Annotated in this window: 15 protein-coding genes; 9 read left to right on the top strand and 6 right to left on the bottom strand. The window is 58.0% G+C overall.

Translation table 11 applies throughout. From position 1 onward, the window contains the following. Positions 1-197: 197 nt before the first annotated feature. A complete protein-coding gene (locus GGD50_RS03630; RefSeq protein WP_107108112.1) occupies positions 198-1,376 on the bottom strand; it encodes a polysaccharide biosynthesis/export family protein in 1,179 nt (392 codons plus the stop codon). 638 nt (positions 1,377-2,014) lie between these two features. Between GGD50_RS03630 and GGD50_RS03625 the strand changes: the two genes are divergently transcribed. The 7 genes from GGD50_RS03625 (at position 2,015) to GGD50_RS03595 (ending at position 10,705) form a co-directional block, all read left to right on the top strand. Next, a complete protein-coding gene (locus tag GGD50_RS03625) occupies positions 2,015-2,875 on the top strand; it encodes a class I SAM-dependent methyltransferase (protein WP_245407447.1) in 861 nt (286 codons plus the stop codon). A gap of 140 nt (positions 2,876-3,015) precedes the next feature. Then, a complete protein-coding gene (locus tag GGD50_RS03620; RefSeq protein WP_107107731.1) occupies positions 3,016-4,101 on the top strand; it encodes a hypothetical protein in 1,086 nt (361 codons plus the stop codon). Next, entirely contained in the window at positions 4,082-5,380 is a 1,299-nt protein-coding gene (locus GGD50_RS03615; protein ID WP_107107730.1) for a KpsE/RkpR family capsule polysaccharide export protein, read from the top strand. The genes GGD50_RS03620 and GGD50_RS03615 overlap by 20 nt, the downstream gene beginning before the upstream one ends. Positions 5,381-5,392: 12 nt before the next feature. Further along, positions 5,393-6,046, top strand: coding sequence for an ABC transporter ATP-binding protein (locus GGD50_RS03610; RefSeq protein WP_107107729.1), 654 nt, complete (start codon positions 5,393-5,395; stop codon positions 6,044-6,046). 218 nt (positions 6,047-6,264) lie between these two features. Then, positions 6,265-7,341: a KpsE/RkpR family capsule polysaccharide export protein gene (locus GGD50_RS03605; RefSeq protein ID WP_246451043.1), complete on the top strand. Its 1,077-nt coding sequence runs from the start codon at positions 6,265-6,267 to the stop codon at positions 7,339-7,341. Further along, positions 7,338-8,468 (top strand): hypothetical protein, encoded by a 1,131-nt coding sequence (locus GGD50_RS03600; protein WP_245407445.1) that lies wholly within the window; start codon positions 7,338-7,340, stop codon positions 8,466-8,468. The genes GGD50_RS03605 and GGD50_RS03600 overlap by 4 nt, the downstream gene beginning before the upstream one ends. 53 nt (positions 8,469-8,521) lie before the next feature. Beyond that, on the top strand, positions 8,522-10,705 hold the full coding sequence (locus GGD50_RS03595; protein ID WP_107107726.1) for a glycosyltransferase family 2 protein: 2,184 nt from the start codon (positions 8,522-8,524) through the stop codon (positions 10,703-10,705). A 41-nt stretch (positions 10,706-10,746) separates the two neighbouring features. Here GGD50_RS03595 and GGD50_RS03590 read toward each other — a convergent pair whose 3' ends face one another. The 3 genes from GGD50_RS03590 to GGD50_RS03580 all read right to left on the bottom strand — a co-directional run bounded on the left by GGD50_RS03590 (position 10,747) and on the right by GGD50_RS03580 (position 15,951). Then, entirely contained in the window at positions 10,747-11,142 is a 396-nt protein-coding gene (locus tag GGD50_RS03590) for a (R)-mandelonitrile lyase (RefSeq protein ID WP_107107725.1), read from the bottom strand. A gap of 108 nt (positions 11,143-11,250) precedes the next feature. Then, positions 11,251-14,712: an ATP-binding protein gene (locus tag GGD50_RS03585; RefSeq protein ID WP_107107724.1), complete on the bottom strand. Its 3,462-nt coding sequence runs from the start codon at positions 14,710-14,712 to the stop codon at positions 11,251-11,253. Between the two features lie 3 nt (positions 14,713-14,715). Next, on the bottom strand, positions 14,716-15,951 hold the full coding sequence (locus GGD50_RS03580; protein ID WP_107107723.1) for a metallophosphoesterase family protein: 1,236 nt from the start codon (positions 15,949-15,951) through the stop codon (positions 14,716-14,718). A 320-nt stretch (positions 15,952-16,271) separates the two neighbouring features. Here GGD50_RS03580 and GGD50_RS03575 point away from each other — a divergent pair, with 320 nt between their 5' ends. Both GGD50_RS03575 and GGD50_RS03570 read left to right on the top strand, forming a co-directional pair. After that, the gene (locus tag GGD50_RS03575; protein WP_107107722.1) at positions 16,272-17,258 is read left to right on the top strand and encodes an aldo/keto reductase; all 987 of its coding nucleotides are present in this window, start codon (positions 16,272-16,274) and stop codon (positions 17,256-17,258) included. Between the two features lie 219 nt (positions 17,259-17,477). Next, entirely contained in the window at positions 17,478-17,825 is a 348-nt protein-coding gene (locus tag GGD50_RS03570; protein ID WP_107107721.1) for an antibiotic biosynthesis monooxygenase, read from the top strand. An 81-nt stretch (positions 17,826-17,906) separates the two neighbouring features. Here GGD50_RS03570 and GGD50_RS03565 read toward each other — a convergent pair whose 3' ends face one another. Beyond that, positions 17,907-18,449 (bottom strand): AAA family ATPase, encoded by a 543-nt coding sequence (locus GGD50_RS03565; protein WP_107107720.1) that lies wholly within the window; start codon positions 18,447-18,449, stop codon positions 17,907-17,909. A gap of 226 nt (positions 18,450-18,675) precedes the next feature. Further along, complete coding sequence (gene hupB, locus GGD50_RS03560; RefSeq protein WP_104822664.1) at positions 18,676-18,951, bottom strand: DNA-binding protein HupB; 276 nt, start codon at positions 18,949-18,951, stop codon at positions 18,676-18,678. Positions 18,952-19,069: the final 118 nt, after the last annotated feature.

The raw sequence follows: 19,069 nt of genomic DNA, 5'->3' as shown, positions 1-19,069 counted from the left end.
GGGACGGAATAAGCCTAGCCGGCCACAACCCCTTATAGAAGAACCAGCATCGGAATTTCAAATATACGGAGCAGCTTGCCAGTTCCGATCATTCACTGTCGATCAATAAATTCCCGTCTTTCGACGATGGGTATGTTGACGCGGCCCTTGAAACTCCCGGCAAAGCTATTCAGCGCCACCTGACGATCAAGCCAACGTCATTGTCCCAAGTTGGCGGCCGTCGCAGCGCCCTGGGAGGCTATGTTGAGCGGTGCGCCGACAAGCGTCAGGAATTTCCTGATATCGACCGAGGGATGGCGCGATACATAGATGACGTCGCGGCTCTTGATGGGGAAGGTCTGGCCGACGATGAGGCTGTCGGGATGCGACATGTCGAATTTATAGACGATCGGATAGCGCCCCTTAGAATCCGCCACCATTCCCTTGCGCTCGAGCTCCTGGAAGCGAGCGGCGCCGAGCAGGTTTTGAACGATTTCCGGCTCTTCGTAACGGAACAGGAAGAATCCTTGCGCATTGGCGGCTTCATCGACCGCGCCATGGCCCAAAGCGACAGCCTCCAGCAGATTCAGGTCATTGGCCCCGAACTCAAGACGGCCATCGCCCTTGACGGCACCAAGAAGAGTAAAGGTCCTGGGATCACGCACGAGGAAAATCTGGTCGCCAGGCTGAACATAAATATCTTCAGTGGGATGTTCGATGATCGATTTTAGAAGAACTGTCCCGGTCCTGTTGCCGCGAACCAACGTTACGTATGTCTCATAAGGCTGAGTGACGGGTCCGCCCGCCTTGGCAATCACCTGCGTGATTTTTTCGCCGGTCAAATCCAAGGGAACCAGCGACGGACGGCCGACAGCACCGGAAACAGTCACCGTGCGTGACGATGTGCCCATGCTCGTCACGATGACGTCGGGTTCGACTGCCTTGCTCGCCAGCGCCGCCAGAATCGCCTGACGGGCCTGTTCCAACGTCTTGCCCGCAAATTTGACCGTGCCGGCATAGGGAATGGCCGCGGTCCCATCCGGTTGGACGATAATATCGAGGGACACCTGTTTCGATTGGGCCGTCGAAAACAGGCCGTCGGCGCCTGCCTCGAAGATGGTCACCTTCAGCGAATCGCCGACGCCGATCACGACCCGCCCGACAGGGCCGCCGATCCCGAACCGACGATTGAGCGCGCTAGAAACGTAATCCGAGACAAAGCGCGCCGTACGGCTGTTGATGTCGACGACATCGAAGACGGCCACATTCTTGCGCCCAAGTTCTGCGCCCGATTGCCCGGCATCACCGTCTATCGCACCGGCCAGCGGCCCTTCGCTCGAGACGGAATTACATCCCGCCAGAACCACGCAAACCAGCAACGCCGCCCCTACGCGAATCAATTGAATAACCTCAAAATCAATATCGGCTGGCCTCACCGACTCAGGTCAGGACAGCGCATTATTCATAAAATCCGTCGGCGCCCTGAAAAGCATAATGGGAGCCCCTCAACAAGCCGATTCTGCACGGGTGCCGCGAAAAAATCTGTGTGCGATCCTATGAGCATATTTCTAAACTCACGTTACGGCAGCACACTCTTTGCGATATAGACTGAAAGCAGAAACAAGGCAATTTATACGAGAAATATCTAAGCAAATTAAATTAATAGTCACTGAATGATAAAGGAATCCGTTAAATAACGACATCAAGATATATCTTAAAGCCTCTGCGTCCTATACGACGAATCGGAGCAAGCATCTCTTCCTTTTCATGAGGGCACCCTTGCTTATCATAGCCTTGCGCTCTAAACCGTGGCCAATATTGCGGGTCAAATAAAGCAATCCAAGATTGTTAAAACGATGAATTCATCCTTCGCGGGATTGCCATGATAGCAGGGAAGTTAGGCGCAAGTTTTCGTCGTTACTCAAAGGGTCTCGAAAGAAACCGCAATGTGGATTGCGCCGTCCAACAGGATGCTGTGGTGATTTGACCTCTTCCTCCGGCTTAGAGGCGTGCCCAAAACCGGACCCAAATACCGATGGAAATGAAAGTGCTGTCGATGCTCGGTTTTGCAAAGCGATCCAGAAAAAAGGTGTCCGAGAATTCTCTGGAAGCGATATTTGACCAATACGAGCAGGGCAAACCCGATCATCAGAATGCGATTGATGCCCTTCCCGGCTGGAATAGCGCCTTTCCCGTCGCCCTTAATTTGAATGCCGGAAAACATCATCTTTATGCGGACGACCGAATAGATTGGGCTCTACGGTCATTTGGCTCGATTGCGGGAAAGACGATTTTGGAAGTCGGACCATTGGAGGGGATGCATACCTATATGCTCCACCGCGAGCGTCCGGCGCGAATCGATGCGATTGAGGCAAATCGGCTTTGTTTCCTGCGATGCCTGGTGACAAGGCAGATTCTCGATATCAACACCGCTTCGTTTTTGTTGGGCGATATTCAGGCATGGCTTACCGAACACGACGAGATCTATGATTTCGCCATAGCTTCGGGCGTCCTCTATCACATGGCCGATCCCGGAGAGTTTTTGAGACTGTTGGCCAGCCGCGCGAATGCCATTTTTATCTGGACGCATTTTTTTCTCGAAGAAGCGATGCCGGCGGGCGATGTGCGCCGCAATCCCTTCAGCGGAAAAGTCGAAACGAAGATGATCGAGGGCGTTCCGGTACGCTACTACGAACGCAGCTATCAGCATGCCAACTCGAACGCATCCTTCTGCGGTGGAATGAAGGATCGCCATTTTTGGATGCACAGAGACGATATTTTAACGCTGCTGGAAAAGCTTGGATTCAGCGACATCGTAATCAAGGATCAGGACCTCAGCCATTCCGGCGGACCTTGCTTTTCTTTCTTGGCCCGCAAAGCGCATGCGGCTCCGTGATTGATACGTGGGCCGAAGCTCGGCGCCCGAGAGTATTTTGGATAATCTTAACGTGTTTGAAGGCACCTACGACAATTTGACGGTTCTTGAAGGCCCCCATTCCTTCCCTGCCGGCAAGCTTGAGACGCCGGAGGGCATCCGTGCTGTTTAATCTCGAATATGATCGGGGCACGGTCCTGGAAGGCTATCTCATTCCGGACGGATTTTCTGATCTGCCGCATATCAGGGTGTCCGATGCGGACGGCGAGCTAATGGTCTTACCTTGCGACCAGATCAAGGAGGCGGTTGTCGCTTCGGGCCGACATGAGAACGGGCGGGTAGGCTTCAAGCTGGACACATCGATCATTCCGGATATTGCCGAGCGACATACGCTCATGATCCATGATGCCAAGTCTGGATTGCTGATTTACCGGCGGCCGCAGGTGTCGCAGCCGGTTCCGCTGAAGATCCTGCGGCTGGAAACGCAGCTCCTGCCCATGGCCAAATTCGACTATCGCTGCGGCCGCCATTTCCAATATGAGCTGTCGTCCGTGGAGCGCTTCGGCCATGAAACCGCGCTCCAGGCCTTTCATCTCAATGCCATCCAGTCGATCTACATCAGCGGACGGCTGCTGCTGCGGAACTACGAGGAGTTTCTCGACAAGGGATTCAAGGCCATCGTTCTGCTCACGGACCCCTATTACGAATTGGCGCTGCGCATTTTCCTTTTGAAACGCATGGCAAAGACCCAGATCTCTTTCTTTGGCGACCGGGACAAGATCATCCTGGCGCCGGCGGCGGAACACTTCGCCGAGGTTGATCTCGAAAGCGAGGCATCCCTTAAATCCGCGCTCAAGAAAGCGTCGCAGAATGTCAGAAACGTTCTGCTGTCACCCGTGACCCGCCAATTGGTCGCCAGCACTCCGGAGCAACTCGTCAAGCGTAGCGACGTCGCCGCGGCGATCGACCTGCTTTCACGATTCACCATTGTCGGGCACGATGCCGACAGTTTTCATTTTCAGGACGCGATCGGTGAGCTGCTTGGCATTTCCATCGGCGATCTTCCGCTGCCGTCGCGGCATACCGCTCTGGAGGACGTTGCTACGAGATTACGCACGTTGCATATTGCCGAACTGATACTCGAAGAAGATTTGATTTTTGATCATTATGTGCGTGAGGCGATGAAACCCACCGCGCCGGAATTGCGGAAAGCGAATACAAGCCGACATGCCCAAAATAGCCATTGAAGAGACGATCGATCAGCAATATCCGCGGGCAAAACCGGCACGGCAGATCTTGCCGTCATTGTTTCGGCGACGGCTACCGGAACGGCACCGGCACGATGATCTGGAAGACATCGAATATTTGCCGGTACCCGGCACGCACGAACCAGCACCCCAAGCCGGTGGCAAACCGCCACTGCGGCTCCTCAGCTTTCTGTTGATCGTTATCCTGCCGTTTCTGGCGAGCTTGATCTATTACGTCTTCATCGCCTCGGATCAGTATGTTGCCGAAGCCCGTTTCGCCGTCCGCGCACTCTCCGGCACCAGTTCGGATGATAAGGGCGACGGCAGCGGCGGGTCCGAAAATAGCGGCGGCGCAGCAGGCCTTCTCAACATGCGTTCTGCATCACAGGATGCCTATGTCGTCACGAGCTTCATTCACTCGACCGAGATCCTGAAACGGATCGGCGAGAAACTCGACTATCGATCCATGTTCGCGCGGCAGGATGCGGATTTTCTATCTCGATTCCGCTCCACGCAATCCGATGAGAAGTTCCTGAACTATTGGGAAAATCACGTCAGCGCCTATATTGACGTCTCTTCCGGTATCATCACTTTGAAGGTGCGCGCGTTCACGCCCGATGATTCGGTAAAGCTCTCCGACGCCATCATTCAGGAGAGCGAATCGTTGATCAACGAACTCTCGCAGCGCGCGCGCAATGATATTGTGCAAAGCATGCAGGCGGATGTTGAGAAAAGCGGCAAGGCCTATAACGACACCCTGACCGCGCTCAACCAATTTCAGCATCAATCCGGGCTTCTCAGCCCGGAGGCTCAGGCCAAGGACAGTAGCACGCTGCTGACAGGACTGCTTGCGCAGAAGCTCGAATTCGAAACGCGCCTGTTCGTAATGAAGCAGTCACATGCCAAGGGTTCTCCGACCTATCAGCAGCTCACGCTCGCCCTGCAGAGCCTTGACGCTCAGATCGACAAGAAGAAAGCGGAGCTGACCGGGCCGGAAAATGCCAGTCTTGCCAAAGCGCTGCTGGAATACTCCAAGCTCGACACAAACCGGATGATTGCGGAGAAGCTCTACGAGGCTTCCCAGAAGAACTACGATGCGGTGCTCGCGGAAGCGCTTCGAAAGACGCTTTATTTGGCGGTGTTCGTAAAACCGGCGCTTCCGGACGAAGCTATCTTTCCGCACCGGATCACGACACCGCTGATTATATTGCTTGGCTTAGCCGTTCTCTGGGCAACGCTTTCGTTGATCTGGGCGTCGGTGCAGGATCATCAGATATAGGCGACATGCGCGATGATCCGCTTCAAGAACGTATCGAAACACTTCAAGACCCAGAATACCAAGAAAGTAATCCTGGATCGCGTGAGCTGCGAGTTCATGTCCGGCTATTCCTATGGCCTGCTCGGCGTGAACGGCGCCGGAAAGTCCACGACGATGCGGATGATCGCCGGCACCATGCTGGCAAATTCGGGCAAGATCACCAAGGACGTTCGGGTGTCCTGGCCGTTGGGCCTTTCCAGCGGCTTCAATCCCTATATGACCGGCCGCGCGAATCTTCACTTCGTCGCCCGCGCCTATGGGGAGGATGTCAGGCGCGTCTCCCGTTTTGTCGAAGAGTTCGCGGAACTCGGCGACTATATCAACGCGCCGGTACGCACCTATTCTTCCGGCATGGCGGCCCGATTGGCTTTTGGGCTTTCCATGGCGATCGAATTCGAGTGCTATCTCGTCGACGAGGTTCTGGCCGTCGGCGATGCCCGGTTTCAAGAGCGCTGCCGCGTCGCATTTGACAGCCGACGGAAACATTCCGACATCATCATGATCTCGCACAGCATGAGCATGATCAAATCGCATTGCGACAAGGGAATGGTGCTCGTCGACGGCAGGCTCATATTTTTCGATCAGGTCGAGCAGGCCATCGAAGCCTACTACAGATTGAACAGATAAGATGCGACGGGTTTTCAACTAGGTCCCATATGGCTCACGATACCGGAAAGACATCTGAAACTGTTCAGCTCAGTGCGATCCAGCACAGCCGCGACGTTGCCGCGAAACTGTCGGTGACTGCGCGCAAATTGCGCTTTTCGACATCGAAGCGAAGCCAATTTTACAAAGCAGTTGGATTGCGCCCCCGCCCGATGGAACAAATTCTCGGAAGGGCCATATTGGCTTTTACGGTGTTGTTTCTGGTTATTCCGAACGCCGTTTCGATCTATTACTTCTCACGAATGGCTTCGGATCAATTTCAGTCCGAAACGCGCTTTACCGTCCGGTCGTCGACGCCGGCGCTCGGCAAGGACCAACTGGCCAAGGTAACCGGCCTGCCATCGGCGCAGATCGTTCAGGATACGCTGATCGTTACCAATTTCATTGCCAGCAAGGACATGGTGGCCGCACTCCGGGCCAAAGTCGACTTCCAAAAACTCTATGGAAACCCGGCGATCGATCCGCTGGCGAGACTCAAGCAGGATGCGACTTCGGAGAAGATGCTCGACTACTGGAAGGACATGGTCTCAGTCAAAATCGATGCCAACAGCGGTATCGTGACGGTCAAGGTCCGTGCCTTTTCCGCCGCCGATGCGCAAAAGATATTGCAGGAGGTCGTTGCTGCCTCCGAAGCCGTGGTCAACGACGTCAACAACCGCATCTGGCGCGATGTCATCACGACAGCTCAAACCAATTTGGATAATGCCAAGAATCAACTGCAGAAAGCGCGAGAGCAGCTTCAGCTTGCCCGCAACCAAACGGGCGTCCTCAGTGTCGAGGGATCATCTGCAATCCTCTCTGGCTTGATAGCCAGCGTTCAGACGGACAAGATCAATCTGCAGCAGAAATACGATGCCTTGCTCGGGACGGTGGCGCCCAATGCGCCGCAAATGAAGGTTCTGAAGCGCGAAATCGACAGCAAGCAAAAGCAACTGGACGATCTGAACAGCCAGGTGGCAGGGCAGAATAAATCTGCGCAGAACCTTGCCGACGTGTCGGTCGACATGTCCCAACGACAATTGGAGCAAAGCCTGGCCGAACAGCAATTCGCCACCAGCATGAAAACGCTGGAGCAAGTGCAGTTCGTCAGTAAGCAGCAGCTCCTCTATCTCGACACATTTCTTGCGCCGGACCTGCCGGACGAAGCGGAATATCCCAAACGAGGACTCTGGATCGGCGGTATCTTGGCACTGACCCTGGCAATTTGGGGCATTGTCGTCGGCCTGCTGACAAGCCTGCGAAACCGCCTGGCGTGATCACGCTCCGTCAATCACCCATGCAAAGTCTGCGCGACACCATCTATGGATCAATACCCAGGCCGCAACCTTCCGCTGCGCCTATCGACGGTATTCGCCCGCCCGCGAAACGACTGCTCGTCCTGTCGCGATATCCCAACCCCAGCGTCAGCTACTATCTGGAGGAGCGGAGCAAAGCCCTTGCCGATATTCCCGTTATCGTGAAGGGGCTCGATGACGGATTGGATGACGTCGATTGCGAAGGACTGTTCGTCATCATCTGCCGCTACATCAAGAAGCCGCAACTGCGCTGGCTGGAGCACCGGCAAAAGCGTCTGGCGGGGATAGCCTATTTCGTCGACGACGATATTCCCGCCGTCATCGCGGGCGACGAAGCCAATTGGCTCTATAAATTCCGACTGCTCAATTTCGCTATCCGGCCGCTCCCGCGCCTCAACCGATTGCTTACCCATTTGTGGGCCTCGACCGAGCACCTGGCCGGCACGCTGGCAAAGTCGGGCCATAAGGTCGACATCCTCGCGCCGATGCCATCACCCCTCACCCGCGGATCGGTCGAGAGGAAGGATGAAACTGCGGCGTCGCTGAAGATGGTCTATCATGCGACCGGTATTCACCGTCACGAGCACGAGTTCCTGATGCCGATCGTCAGATCTGCGATGAACAAGCATGGGAATTTGCATTTCGAGGTCTTTGCCGATGGCTACCTTGCGCGTCGATGGTGTCGTCAGAGCATCGAGCCGGCTAGAATGACGATACACCCGCAATTGCCGTGGTCGTCCTACCTCGCAAGGACCACGGACCATGGTTCCGACATTGCCCTGGTGCCGCTCTTGGCGGGAAGGACCAACGACAGCCGCGCCGACACCAAGCGGATCGATATAAGCCGCATGGGAGCCGCCGCCATATTTTCGCAATGCGCGACGTTTGCACGCTGCGCCGTCTCTGGCGAGATTCACATCGGGAACGCGCCGGAGGAATGGCTGATGGCCATCGATCAGCTTGTGGAGGATCGAGACCAGCGAATTGCCGCGCGCAATGCAACACTGCAATCCATAGAAAAAATGCGCCAGAGCGCGACGCCGGCATTTCCAGGCATATGTTTTGACGGGCTTGGTGATATGGCTTGATGGCCAGCCATGGAGACGCTCTCTGTGGCCGGGATTTGGATATTAAGAAATCAATGACACTTAAGATTTTTCCCAATAACGATCTTCGACGCCAGATTTCCGGTGCGGATGCCAATTTATGGACATCCCTTGGCGACGATCCTGCTTTCGAAATTCGCTTTGCGCCCGTCAGAAAGAGGCTTGTCGTCGTTCATATTGCCGGCACCGATGAGCCGATCGACCCGAAGTTCTACGTCAATCGCGGTCGCGGCTTTCGGGAAAAGGATGCGGTCACGCTGTCGGCAGGGCGTCGCTTCATTATTACGGCCGATGTGGGAGCCGTCGGCACCATCTGCTCGCTCCGCGCCGATCCCGCAACTTTCCCGACGACGTTCAGCTTCAACGTTGCGGCTTTTTCTTCGGTGAAATCGGCCGAGAAGCATATTTCAACGCTACTCGGCCCCCATGGGCAAGCGGAACGGGTCGATCTCGGCAAACTGGCGCAGTATTGGACGAAGCTGCCAAAACTGCCCTTCGGAAAACGTTCTAAGAATGCTGCGATAGAATATGCGGAAACAAGTTACCGGCTTGCCGCCGATCTCGCTGCCTCCCCTGTTTCCTCGACGGCTGGGCTATGGCTCAGCGTTGTCGTTCCCGTCTATAACGCTCCGGCACGGTATCTCGACGATCTCCTGAAATCCTTCGAGGCACAAAACCAAGAGGGTACGGAACTCATTCTAAGCGACGACGGATCGACCTCGCTGGAAACACGGCGATGGTTTGAGACGCAGAGACCGAGAGACAATGTCCATTTTGTTCTGAACGAGAAGAACGGTGGCATAGCAGCCGCTACCAACGCCGGACTTTCGCATGCGCGCGGCCTATGGGTCGCTTTCCTCGACCATGACGACGTAATCGCCCCTCATGCCTTCAAGGTCGTGCGGCACACGTTGGAGCAGAATCCGGATGCCAATTTCCTTTATACCGATGAACTGGTTGTCGACGACATGCTGAAGCCCAAGGGGCTGATGTTGAAACCGGCCTATGACCCCGTTCTTCTGACAGGCGTCAACTACATCAATCATTTCTCCATCTACCGCCGTAGCCGGCTTCAGGAGATCGGCTATATCCGCACCGGATATGACGGATCGCAGGATTATGATCTCCTGCTGCGCTATCTGGAAGGACTGCCCGACAATACCATCCTTCACCTGCCCTACCCAGCCTATTGGTGGCGGCGCAATGGCCGCACCTATTCGCGGAAATTCATGGATGCCGCGACGGCCAACGCCAGAAAGGCGCTTGTCGAACGATTTGAGCGTCAACGGCAGCCCGTCCGCGTTGAGGGCGCGCTGACGAATACCCTGCATCGCGTGATGTTCGAGCGTCCGAAGATGTCATGGCCGAAGATATCCATCATCATTCCCAGCAAGGATAGCTTCGACCTGATCTCCAGGGTGTTGAAGGATATCTTCGAGCGAACGGACTATGCCGATTTCGAAGTGCTCGTCATCGACAACGGCTCTTCGGACAAGGCCGTCCTGGATCTCTACGCGCACTACCGCGAAACGCGGCCAGAGTTTTCGGCCTCGATCACGCCTGAACCCTTCAATTTTTCCCGGTCGATCAATCGCGGTTTGCGCGCCGCCAAAGGTGAGCACTATCTGATCCTCAACAATGACGTCGAGATTATCGAGCCCGACTGGCTGAAGGAGATGGTGGCCTGTCTTGCCTATGAAGGGACCGGCATCGTCGGCGCCAAGCTTCTTTATCCGAACGACAAGATCCAACATGCCGGCGTTATTATCGGCTTCGGCGGGTTGGCGGGTCATTGGTATATGAACAAGCCCAAGGATTTCGGCGGGCCGATGAACAGGCTGCACGTCCGCAATTCGATGACCTGCGTGACCGGGGCGGTCATGCTGATTTCCGGCGACTGCGCCGAAGCCATCGACACGTTCGACGAAGAAAATTTCGCCGTCGCCTATAATGACGTCGACTATTGCCTGCGCGCCCACAAGGCGGGGTTTCGCATCATATGGACGCCATTTGCCTGTCTCTACCATCATGAATCGCTTTCACGGGGATCGGACAAATCGGGAGAACGGAAAAAGCGATTTGAGCGGGAAAAAGACAATCTGCGCCGGCTGCACGCGACGCAGACTTTCGAGGACCCGGCGATCAATCCGGCATACAGCCGAGACAAATCGGACCCGAAGATCTTGATGCCAACAAAGCTGCGTATTCCATCGATGTAAGTTTCGGCAGCTATCCCACCTAAGGGAACCGTCGCGTTGTTTTACCCGCGATACTGCTCTTCGGTTACATATTCCATCCAGTCGGCGGCCTTGCCGTCCTGCATCTCCTGAATGGCGATGTGCGTCAGCGCGGTGTCCGGCCCAGCGCCGTGCCAATGCTTTTCGCCCGGAGCGAACCAGAGAACGTCGCCGGTATTGATCTCCCGGATTTCGCCGCCCCAGCTTTGCGCGAGTCCCTTGCCGGAGGTGACGACCAGTGTCTGGCCGAAGGGATGCGTGTGCCAGGCCGTGCGGGCGCCCGGGTCGAAGCTGACATTGACCACCTGGACGCGTGCCGGCGCCTCTGCCTGCATCAATGGTTCCTGACGCACGCCACCGGTAAAATATTCGGCCGGCGCATCGAAGGACGGGCGCGATCCCTTGGGCTTGATCTCCACGGCGTTTCTCCTGCTTCTGCCAGCGCGACGCTTGCCGCGCCTCTTTCTCTGCTGCCAGCCTATGCCATTCGATGACGTCATCCAAGCGACAACACCGACGCTAACGCTCTACAATTGGATCAGATCCAAATCCTTGCCGATCTCCCGTTTGGCAATCTCGACCAGACTCATTTCATGGGTGAAAAGAATGGTTTGGAAACGCTCCGCCGTGCCGGCGAGCGCCTTCAGGCCGGCGCTGACGCGATCATCGTCGAAGGTTTGGAAGATATCGTCGACAATCAGCGGCGCGGGCTCGTTGCGGGACGAATAATCTTCGAGGAAGGCGAGCCGCAGCGCGAGGTAAAGCTGGTCGCCAGTACCCTCGCTCAAGCCATCCAGCGGCACACGCTCGCCGCCGGAGCGCTCCGCCAGCAGTTGCAGAGCATCCCTTTCGTCATGTTCTTCGACCAATCGCGCAAAGCGCTGGCCGGTCAGCAACGAGAACAAATCCCCTGCCCGCGTGATGACGGGATCGGCCTGCTGCTCGCGATAGGCCTCCATCGAGCTTGCCAACATCCGTGCCGCGAGTTTCAGCACCACCCATTGCCGTGCCAGTTCCTTGGCCTCCTGCTCGGCGGAGAGCTTCTCGAACACGGCATGTTCAGCGCTGACGCCGGTCTCCAGGGCGCGCCGCTGGCGCTGGTTTTCCGACAAACGCGCGATCAGTTCGCCATGCGCAGTGAATTGCCGGAGATCTTCGGCGGTCAGCCGCTCGATTTCCAGCTCCGCGGCAACGCGCTCGAAGCCGGCGAGCTGGGTGCGGGTTTCATCTTCGCTGTCGCCGTCGGCCTGCTGGCGGAAACGGTCGCAGCTTTCCATCAGCCTCGTGTTCAGCCGGGCACGTTCGCGCAGGCGTGAGAGCAATGCCGACAGATCGGTATCCTCAGGCAGATCGGCGGTCAGACGGGCAAGATCGGCCATCACTTTTGCAACGGCGTCATCGCAACGGATAGCCTGCGCCTCGGCACGCTGGCGCTCCTCGTCGAGTTGATCGCGCTTCTTTTGGTCACCGCGCGCCGCATTGACGCGGGCGTGCAGCGCTTCGGCTGCGGCATCCGGCGGCAGGTGATCGAGTTCATAGCCGGCAGTTGCGGCAAGCGTGGCAAGCCGGCGCTCGAAATCGGCCATGTCGCGGCGCATGCCGCTGACACGGCGTCGACGGTTGTCATGCTCCGCCAAGACATCCGGAAGCTCCGTCCATGCCTTCAAGGCAGCGGCAGCCATTTCCAGCGTCGCATCTGCAGGAAGACCGAACGGCAGGACAGCTTTGCCGAACGCGTCGCTCCAAGCGGTCTGGCGCCGCTCGATATCTTGCTGCTGTTCGCCAAGACGCGTCAGCCGGTCGCGTGCCGAAGCGATCTCACCTTCGCGCGTGCGGCTTTCATTCCAGCGCTCCGAGAGCAGGCGAAGATGTTTTCGCAATCCTTCCGCCATGGCGCCTGACGGCAGGCGAGCGCTTTTATAGCCTGTGGCGTCAGCGAGATCTTTTAGTGCCGGAGCAACGCGCGCTTCAGCAAGGGTGGCTTCATCCCGCTCGTCCACCAGATCGTGCAGGGCCCGGCACTCCCGCAACAGCCCTTCGACCGCGCGCCGCCATTCCAGCATGGCCGCCGGATCGAGCGCCGCGATAGCGCAGGGCTCGAAAAGCGCCGCAAAGGCGGCGAGCGCCTGCGCCGATGTTTCCTCGTGCTGCCGCAGTCGCCTTACAGCGGCCTCGCGCTCTTGTCGCAGCCGCGCCTGACGCAAAAGATTGTCCGCATGGCGCGAAACCCGGTCTGCATCGCTCAGTGCCGCATCGGCCAGGCGATCCGCTTCCGCAAGGCTCGTCGTGAAACTGGCGATCGCTTTGCCTTCGAGAGCACGGCCACCATCCGCCAATCCATCGCGGATCGATTGCCATAGGACATTGCGCGCGTCCCGAGCGTCGGCGATCTGTTCACGCGTGACGATCGGGCCTGTACGCTCGGCATCCTCCAGCGCCCGCTCGATCTCGGCCAACTGCTCATCATAGACACGTACCTTGTCCGATGCCTCGCGCAGGCTGCCGCGGGCGGCATCAATCGTCTCGCGATGCGTGGCGATCTCGGCTGTGTCCGGCAGCGGTGCGGTGAATAGCGCCTCGACATCGGCGACGGGAGGACGCAGGCGGGCAGCGGCCTCGTGAAGGTTCGTCTCGGCGCGGCGGATCTGTGTCTCCAACGCATCGAGACGGGCAAGGGAAGCCAAGTCACCGCCCAGAGACTCCAGTTGGTCGATATGAGGCCGGGGATCGATCAAACGACCGGCGAGGCCATCCTTTTCCAGCGCCGCGAGCTGCCCGCGCTCGCTCTCCAATTGCTCCGCAATGGCCTGAGCCCGGAGCAGCGATCGCCTGCCCTCTTCCACCAGTTCGGAGAGCCGGGCGCAGTCGGCATCGCTCGGCTGCCGTTTTTCCAACTGCGCAACATCTGAAAAGCCGAGGCGGCGGCCAAGCTGTATGAGCGCCGCGTCATAGCCGGCCAATTCCTGATCGACGCGCGGCAGATCCTGGCGCTGGCTGCGATAGTTGCCGGTATCAGCAAAGAGCTGCGTAATGTCGCCCGATATCTGCAGCAGAGTTTCGTCTATCTCAATCGACGACAGTTCTTCACCGGTGCGCGTGGCCAATTGCTGGGCACGGCGCAGCTCGTCTTCGGCGGCGCGCTTATCGCTCAGGCTTTGCTCCAGCCGGTCCGCAAAACTGTCCGCTATCGCCGAGAGATCGACGAGGCGGTCGAGCGCCGCGATCTCGCCGTCGATTTCGGCCAGCAGCGGCTGCAGCGTCTTCAACCTTTGCAGCCGATCGAGCGCCTGCCGCGTCTCGCGGCGCTGGTCCTGCAGGCGCTCCAGTTCCGTTTCCAGTTCCGTGGCTTCGGCCAGCAGCTTCTTCCAGTCACCCGATTTGAGCTCATTGTCGCGTTCGGCCTTGCGGGCCTCGTCATGGCGGTCCAGTGCCCGGTAGAAGCTGCGATCCTTCGACCGACGCGGCGCGTAGATGCCGTCCGCTTCACCGTCAAGAGACTGCCGCAAGCGAGAGAGGCCGGTGAGGCCGGAGGCGGCGGAAAACAGCAGGCTACCAATCTCTCCGCCGCTATGCAGCATGGCGGTTGCTCCCTGCCGCAATCGGAGAGAATCGAGGCCGAAAGCGCGCTCGAAGACGTCGCGGCTCAAATTGCCGAGAAACAGTGCCAGGGCATCTTCGGCAAGCGGCGCCTCCTTGTCATCGGGAGCGAGCAGAGTGTTCTTGCGCCCGCGGCGGCGTCGGAAAGCGAGCGTCGCACCATCCCGCGCGCTGATTGCCGCGCCGACACGCAGGCTCGTCGGCTCATGCAGGAAGCTTTGTTCGGCCGCAACGGGAAAGCCGAAAAGCAGATCGGAAATGGCGCTGAGCGCCGAGGACTTGCCCGCCTCGTTTGGCCCGTAAATGACATGCAGCTTGGCGCCAACGCGAAAATCGAGCGTGCGCTCGGTCAGCGCGCCGTAGCGGAGAATGTCGAGCCGATCGAAGCGCATGGGTCAGCCTGCCCTCTGCCCGCGCGCCAGCAGCAATTGCCGCGCTTCCTCGATCAACATCTCGACGGTATCATCAAGCGGCAACTCCGCCGCGCCCAGACCGGATGGCAAGCGCATCGCGATCTCGCCGACGAGCTTTTCCGCTTCCGCGACAATATCCGCATCACCCGCATGTTCGGTCAGCAATTGGCCGAGATCGAGCGTGCCATTGGCCTCGACAGCGCTCGCTACGGGCGGCTCCAGCCGCAGTTCCAGCTTCTCCAGCCAGATATCCTCATGCACGCGATGGCACGCCCCCTCGACCTCGTCGCGCCATTGCTGGCGATTGGCCGCAATAGTGCCCTGCAATGGCGTGATGCCCGACAGCCGAACGCGCAGCGCCGTCATGCGTCCCGCCATATTATCGGCAAGTGGCTGCACCGCCTGCTCGATGCGGCGCAGGATTGCGGCCTGGTCATCCTCCGGATCGACGACGATATCGGCCTGCGCGAACCGCGCCTCGTCGACAATCAAGCGCTCGTGGCTGACGCGGCCCTCGTCGACCGTGACCAGCACGGCGCCCTTTGCACCGCGCTCGCGAATGCTGCGGCCCTGCAGGTTGCCGGGGAAAACCACCAGCGGGTCGCTCGCCACCACCTCGTAGTCGTGCACATGGCCGAGCGCCCAATAATCGTAACCGCGCGAACGCAGGTCGTCGACCGAACACGGCGCATAGGGAGCATGCGGCTCGCGGCCGGTCAGCGAGGTATGGAGAATACCGATATTGAACCAGCCGGACACGGGCGCGGGATAGGCAAGCGCCAGATTGTCGTTGGCAGAGCGTTCGGCAAAGCCCTGCCCGTGCAGCGCCACCTGCAAGGCATCCAGCTTAACGGAGCCAGGCTTGTTGGTGGGGAATTCATGGACATTGGCCGGCAGCGTAATGGTCTTGGTGATGACACTCGCCGCGTCGTGATTGCCGCGCAGCAGATAGACCCGGATGCCGGCCCGCTCCAGCCGCGCCATTTCCCGATTGAAGAACAGGCCGATCTTGTTGTCCTTCCAATCGCCGTCATAGACATCGCCGGCAATGAGGAAGAAATCGACCGCTTTCTCGATCGCCAGCCCCACCAGCGTCGAAAAGGCCTTGCGGCTCGCTTCCACGAAGACAGCGGCGACAGAAGCATCTTTCAACGCCAGTCCCTGAAAAGGACTGCCGAGATGCAGATCGGCGGCGTGGATGAAACTGAAAGAGGGCATAAGCTCCGGTCTTCGTCAGATATCTGGCATCTTCTTTTAGGGAAATACGGAGCCGATGAATACCGTGCGGCAGAAGTCATCCAACGCTTTCGTCTATTGCCACGCCCTGTCATCCTCCTATGTCACGCGATTGCGATCCTGCAACTTCGTCCTAAAGCGCATTGCGATCTCTTGGATTCGCTCCTTGCGCTTTAGGCTCTTGATTTTGCGCATGTCGTTATCGCAAAACCGCTACGCACTTTGCGCGACATGCTGAGGCTTGTCGGCACTCTGAGCGGCTGGTAGTGCCTTGGCATTTCATTACGAACGGAGACAATTCCATGAAACATGATGCTTTCGTCCGCACGCCTTTTGTCGTTACGAATGTCGGCTTCGGCGCCTGGCAGATCGGCGGCGCCTGGGGTGATGTCAGCGAGGCCGACGGCCGCGCCGCCTTGAACGCCGCGCTCGACGCCGGCATGACCTTCATCGATACGGCCGACGTCTATGGCGATGGCCGCTCCGAAAAGATCATCGCGGACGTACTGAAAGCTCGTGGCGGCACGCGCCCGATGGTCGCGACCAAGGCCGGTCGGCGGCTCAACCCGCACGTCGCTGACGGTTACACCAAGGCCAATCTCGAAGGCTTCATCGACCGCAGCCTGAAAAACCTCGGCGTCGACAGCCTGGACCTGGTGCAGTTGCATTGCCCGCCGACAGAGGTGCTCTACCGCCCAGAGGTCTTCGTCGGACTCGATGAGCTGCAGAAGGCCGGAAAGATCAAAGGATACGGCGTCAGTGTCTCGAACGTCGAGGAAGCCCTCAAGGCGATCGAATATCCGGGCGTGCTTAGCATCCAGATCATCTACAACATCTTCCGTCAACGTCCCGACCACCTGTTCTTCAAGGAAGCCAGACGCAGGAATGTCGCGGTCATTGCCCGCGTGCCGCTGGCCTCCGGTCTGCTTTCCGGCAAGATCACCCGCGATACCCAGTTTGCCAACGACGACCATCGCAACTTCAACCGCCACGGCGAAGCCTTCGATGTCGGCGAGACCTTTGCCGGCGTGCCGTTCGATGTCGGCCTGCAGGCGGTCGAAGAAGTCCGCAAGCTTATCCCCGCAGGCGCTAGTATGGCCGCTTTTGCACTGCGCTGGATCTTGATGAGCGACGCAGTCACGGTCGTCATCCCCGGCGCCCGCAATGCCGAGCAGGCCAAGGCCAATGCGGCCGCCGCCGACCTTGCACCGCTTTCGGCCGATGTCATGGCGGCAACGCGGGAGATCTACGAACGCCTGATTGCCCCGCACGTCCATCACCGCTGGTAACGGCAGGCGTTTCCGGGAAAATCTGTGGCCGGATGCAGATCCGGCCATAGATTTTTTGTCCAATGGCGGGCGGACGCTGCTTTGACCACCCTCTGGAATTTCGAGCCTCCAATACACACGCAATTGAGATTGCCGGGCAACGAAAGCGGTGCATAAATCACGATCGGACATCGGGCGATGGGGGCTACAAGCACCCTCCAGGCGGAATAGGGAGTTGATATGATCGTTCGTTCCTGGCGGGCCGTCGCTGGCTCTGACGAGGTGCTGGCAGCCTATGCGAAGCATCTTGAGACGACCACTTTTGTTGAAATGGCGCAGCTTCCCGGCCATCTCGGGGCGACCCTCGCCCGCAAGGTTCGAGGCAACGACAATGAATTGGTGGTGATGAGCTTTTGGGCCGATATGGCTTCCGCTGGTCATTTTGGCAAAGGCGATTTTGACGATGCGGTGGTGAAGCCGAGTACGCAGAAGCTTTTGCGCTCCTTCGATTTGAAGGTCGAGTATTTCGAGACCGTGGTTTCGACCGGGCTAGTGTCCGGTCATGATCGTCCCCGCGAGGACGAATAGGCGTCCCTGCCTAAAGCCCTTTTATGATCGCGAGTCGCGCTTCGGGCCGAACACAGCCCGTGGCTTAGATGCGCCAGACGGTCATCGCCGGTTTTGATTGAGTTCTCCGCAGCTCGAAAGAATGTCATCGACAACGGAGGAGAGCTGTGCAGTGGCATCAATGATCCTCGCGTTCCTGGGCTCGTCTTCCTTCGATGCGTGCAGTTGCAAGACTAGCTCTTGTTCGGCCGGCTTGCCGCCAAACTCGTCTTCAGGTCGCTCCGCAAGCCGCCTCTTTAAAGTGACGGCGTCAACATCGAGAACAAATACCTCGTCAAACAGATCAATAAAGCGATGAAAATTTCTTGAGCCGCCGCAGAAGAAGGAGATCGGATGGCTTTTGTCCGCCAGCAGAGATTTGACTTTGTCGACGTCCCAAAGGTGGAGCCTGTGCCGGAAGGCCACATCCAGAATATTCTGGTCTAATGCAGAGCTATCCAGCGGTTCGCCCGTCACGGGATCGCCTTCATAGGCCAATTCACGGTCACCATGAATGACGTGATAACCACGCCGCTGCAGTTCGGTGGCGACCGAGGTCTTGCCAGTCCCGGAAACACCCTCGATCAGATAGTTTCTGACACCCATGTCGCCCTCATTCGATGAGCCGTACGCTCTTTGGAAGTTTTCAATTGCACAAGTTTCGACGGCGTACTTGGTGCGAAAATCCAGGAATGAAAGTCGGCTTCGGGCCGAAAGTCGTCATTGATGGCATTTGCCAGACAAGAACGAAAAAGGGGGTCCGAAATACTTCGAACCCCCCATATCCTCCACCATCGAGCTAAAGCCTCGATAGGCGGGTGAAAACGAGATATCAGCCGTTGACGGCGTCCTTCAGGCCCTTGCCGGGCGTGAACTTCGGCACGTTGCGAGCCGCAATATCAACCTCAGCGCCGGTGGACGGGTTACGACCCTTCGTGGCTGCACGGTGAGAAACGGTGAAGCTGCCGAAACCTGCGAGACGAATGTCGCCGCCCTTCTTCAGTTCAGACTGGACGGTATCGAAAACAGCGTCAACAGCGGAAGCAGCGTCAGCCTTCGTAATACCGGCCTTCTCGGCCACTGCCGACACGAGCTCATTCTTATTCATGTTTCCACCCCTTTCTTGGTATGAAACGACTCATCTTGTAAGCGGGGCGTAGAATACGAATGCTCCAGCCCGCCGCAAACCCCAAAAGCCCTGCAAATCAAGGAAAAGCAAGCGCTGT

Source organism: Martinezella paranaensis (genome assembly GCF_014200235.1).
GTDB classification, from domain to species: domain Bacteria; phylum Pseudomonadota; class Alphaproteobacteria; order Rhizobiales; family Rhizobiaceae; genus Rhizobium; species Rhizobium paranaense.
This window is presented reverse-complemented; position numbering and strand designations above follow the sequence as displayed.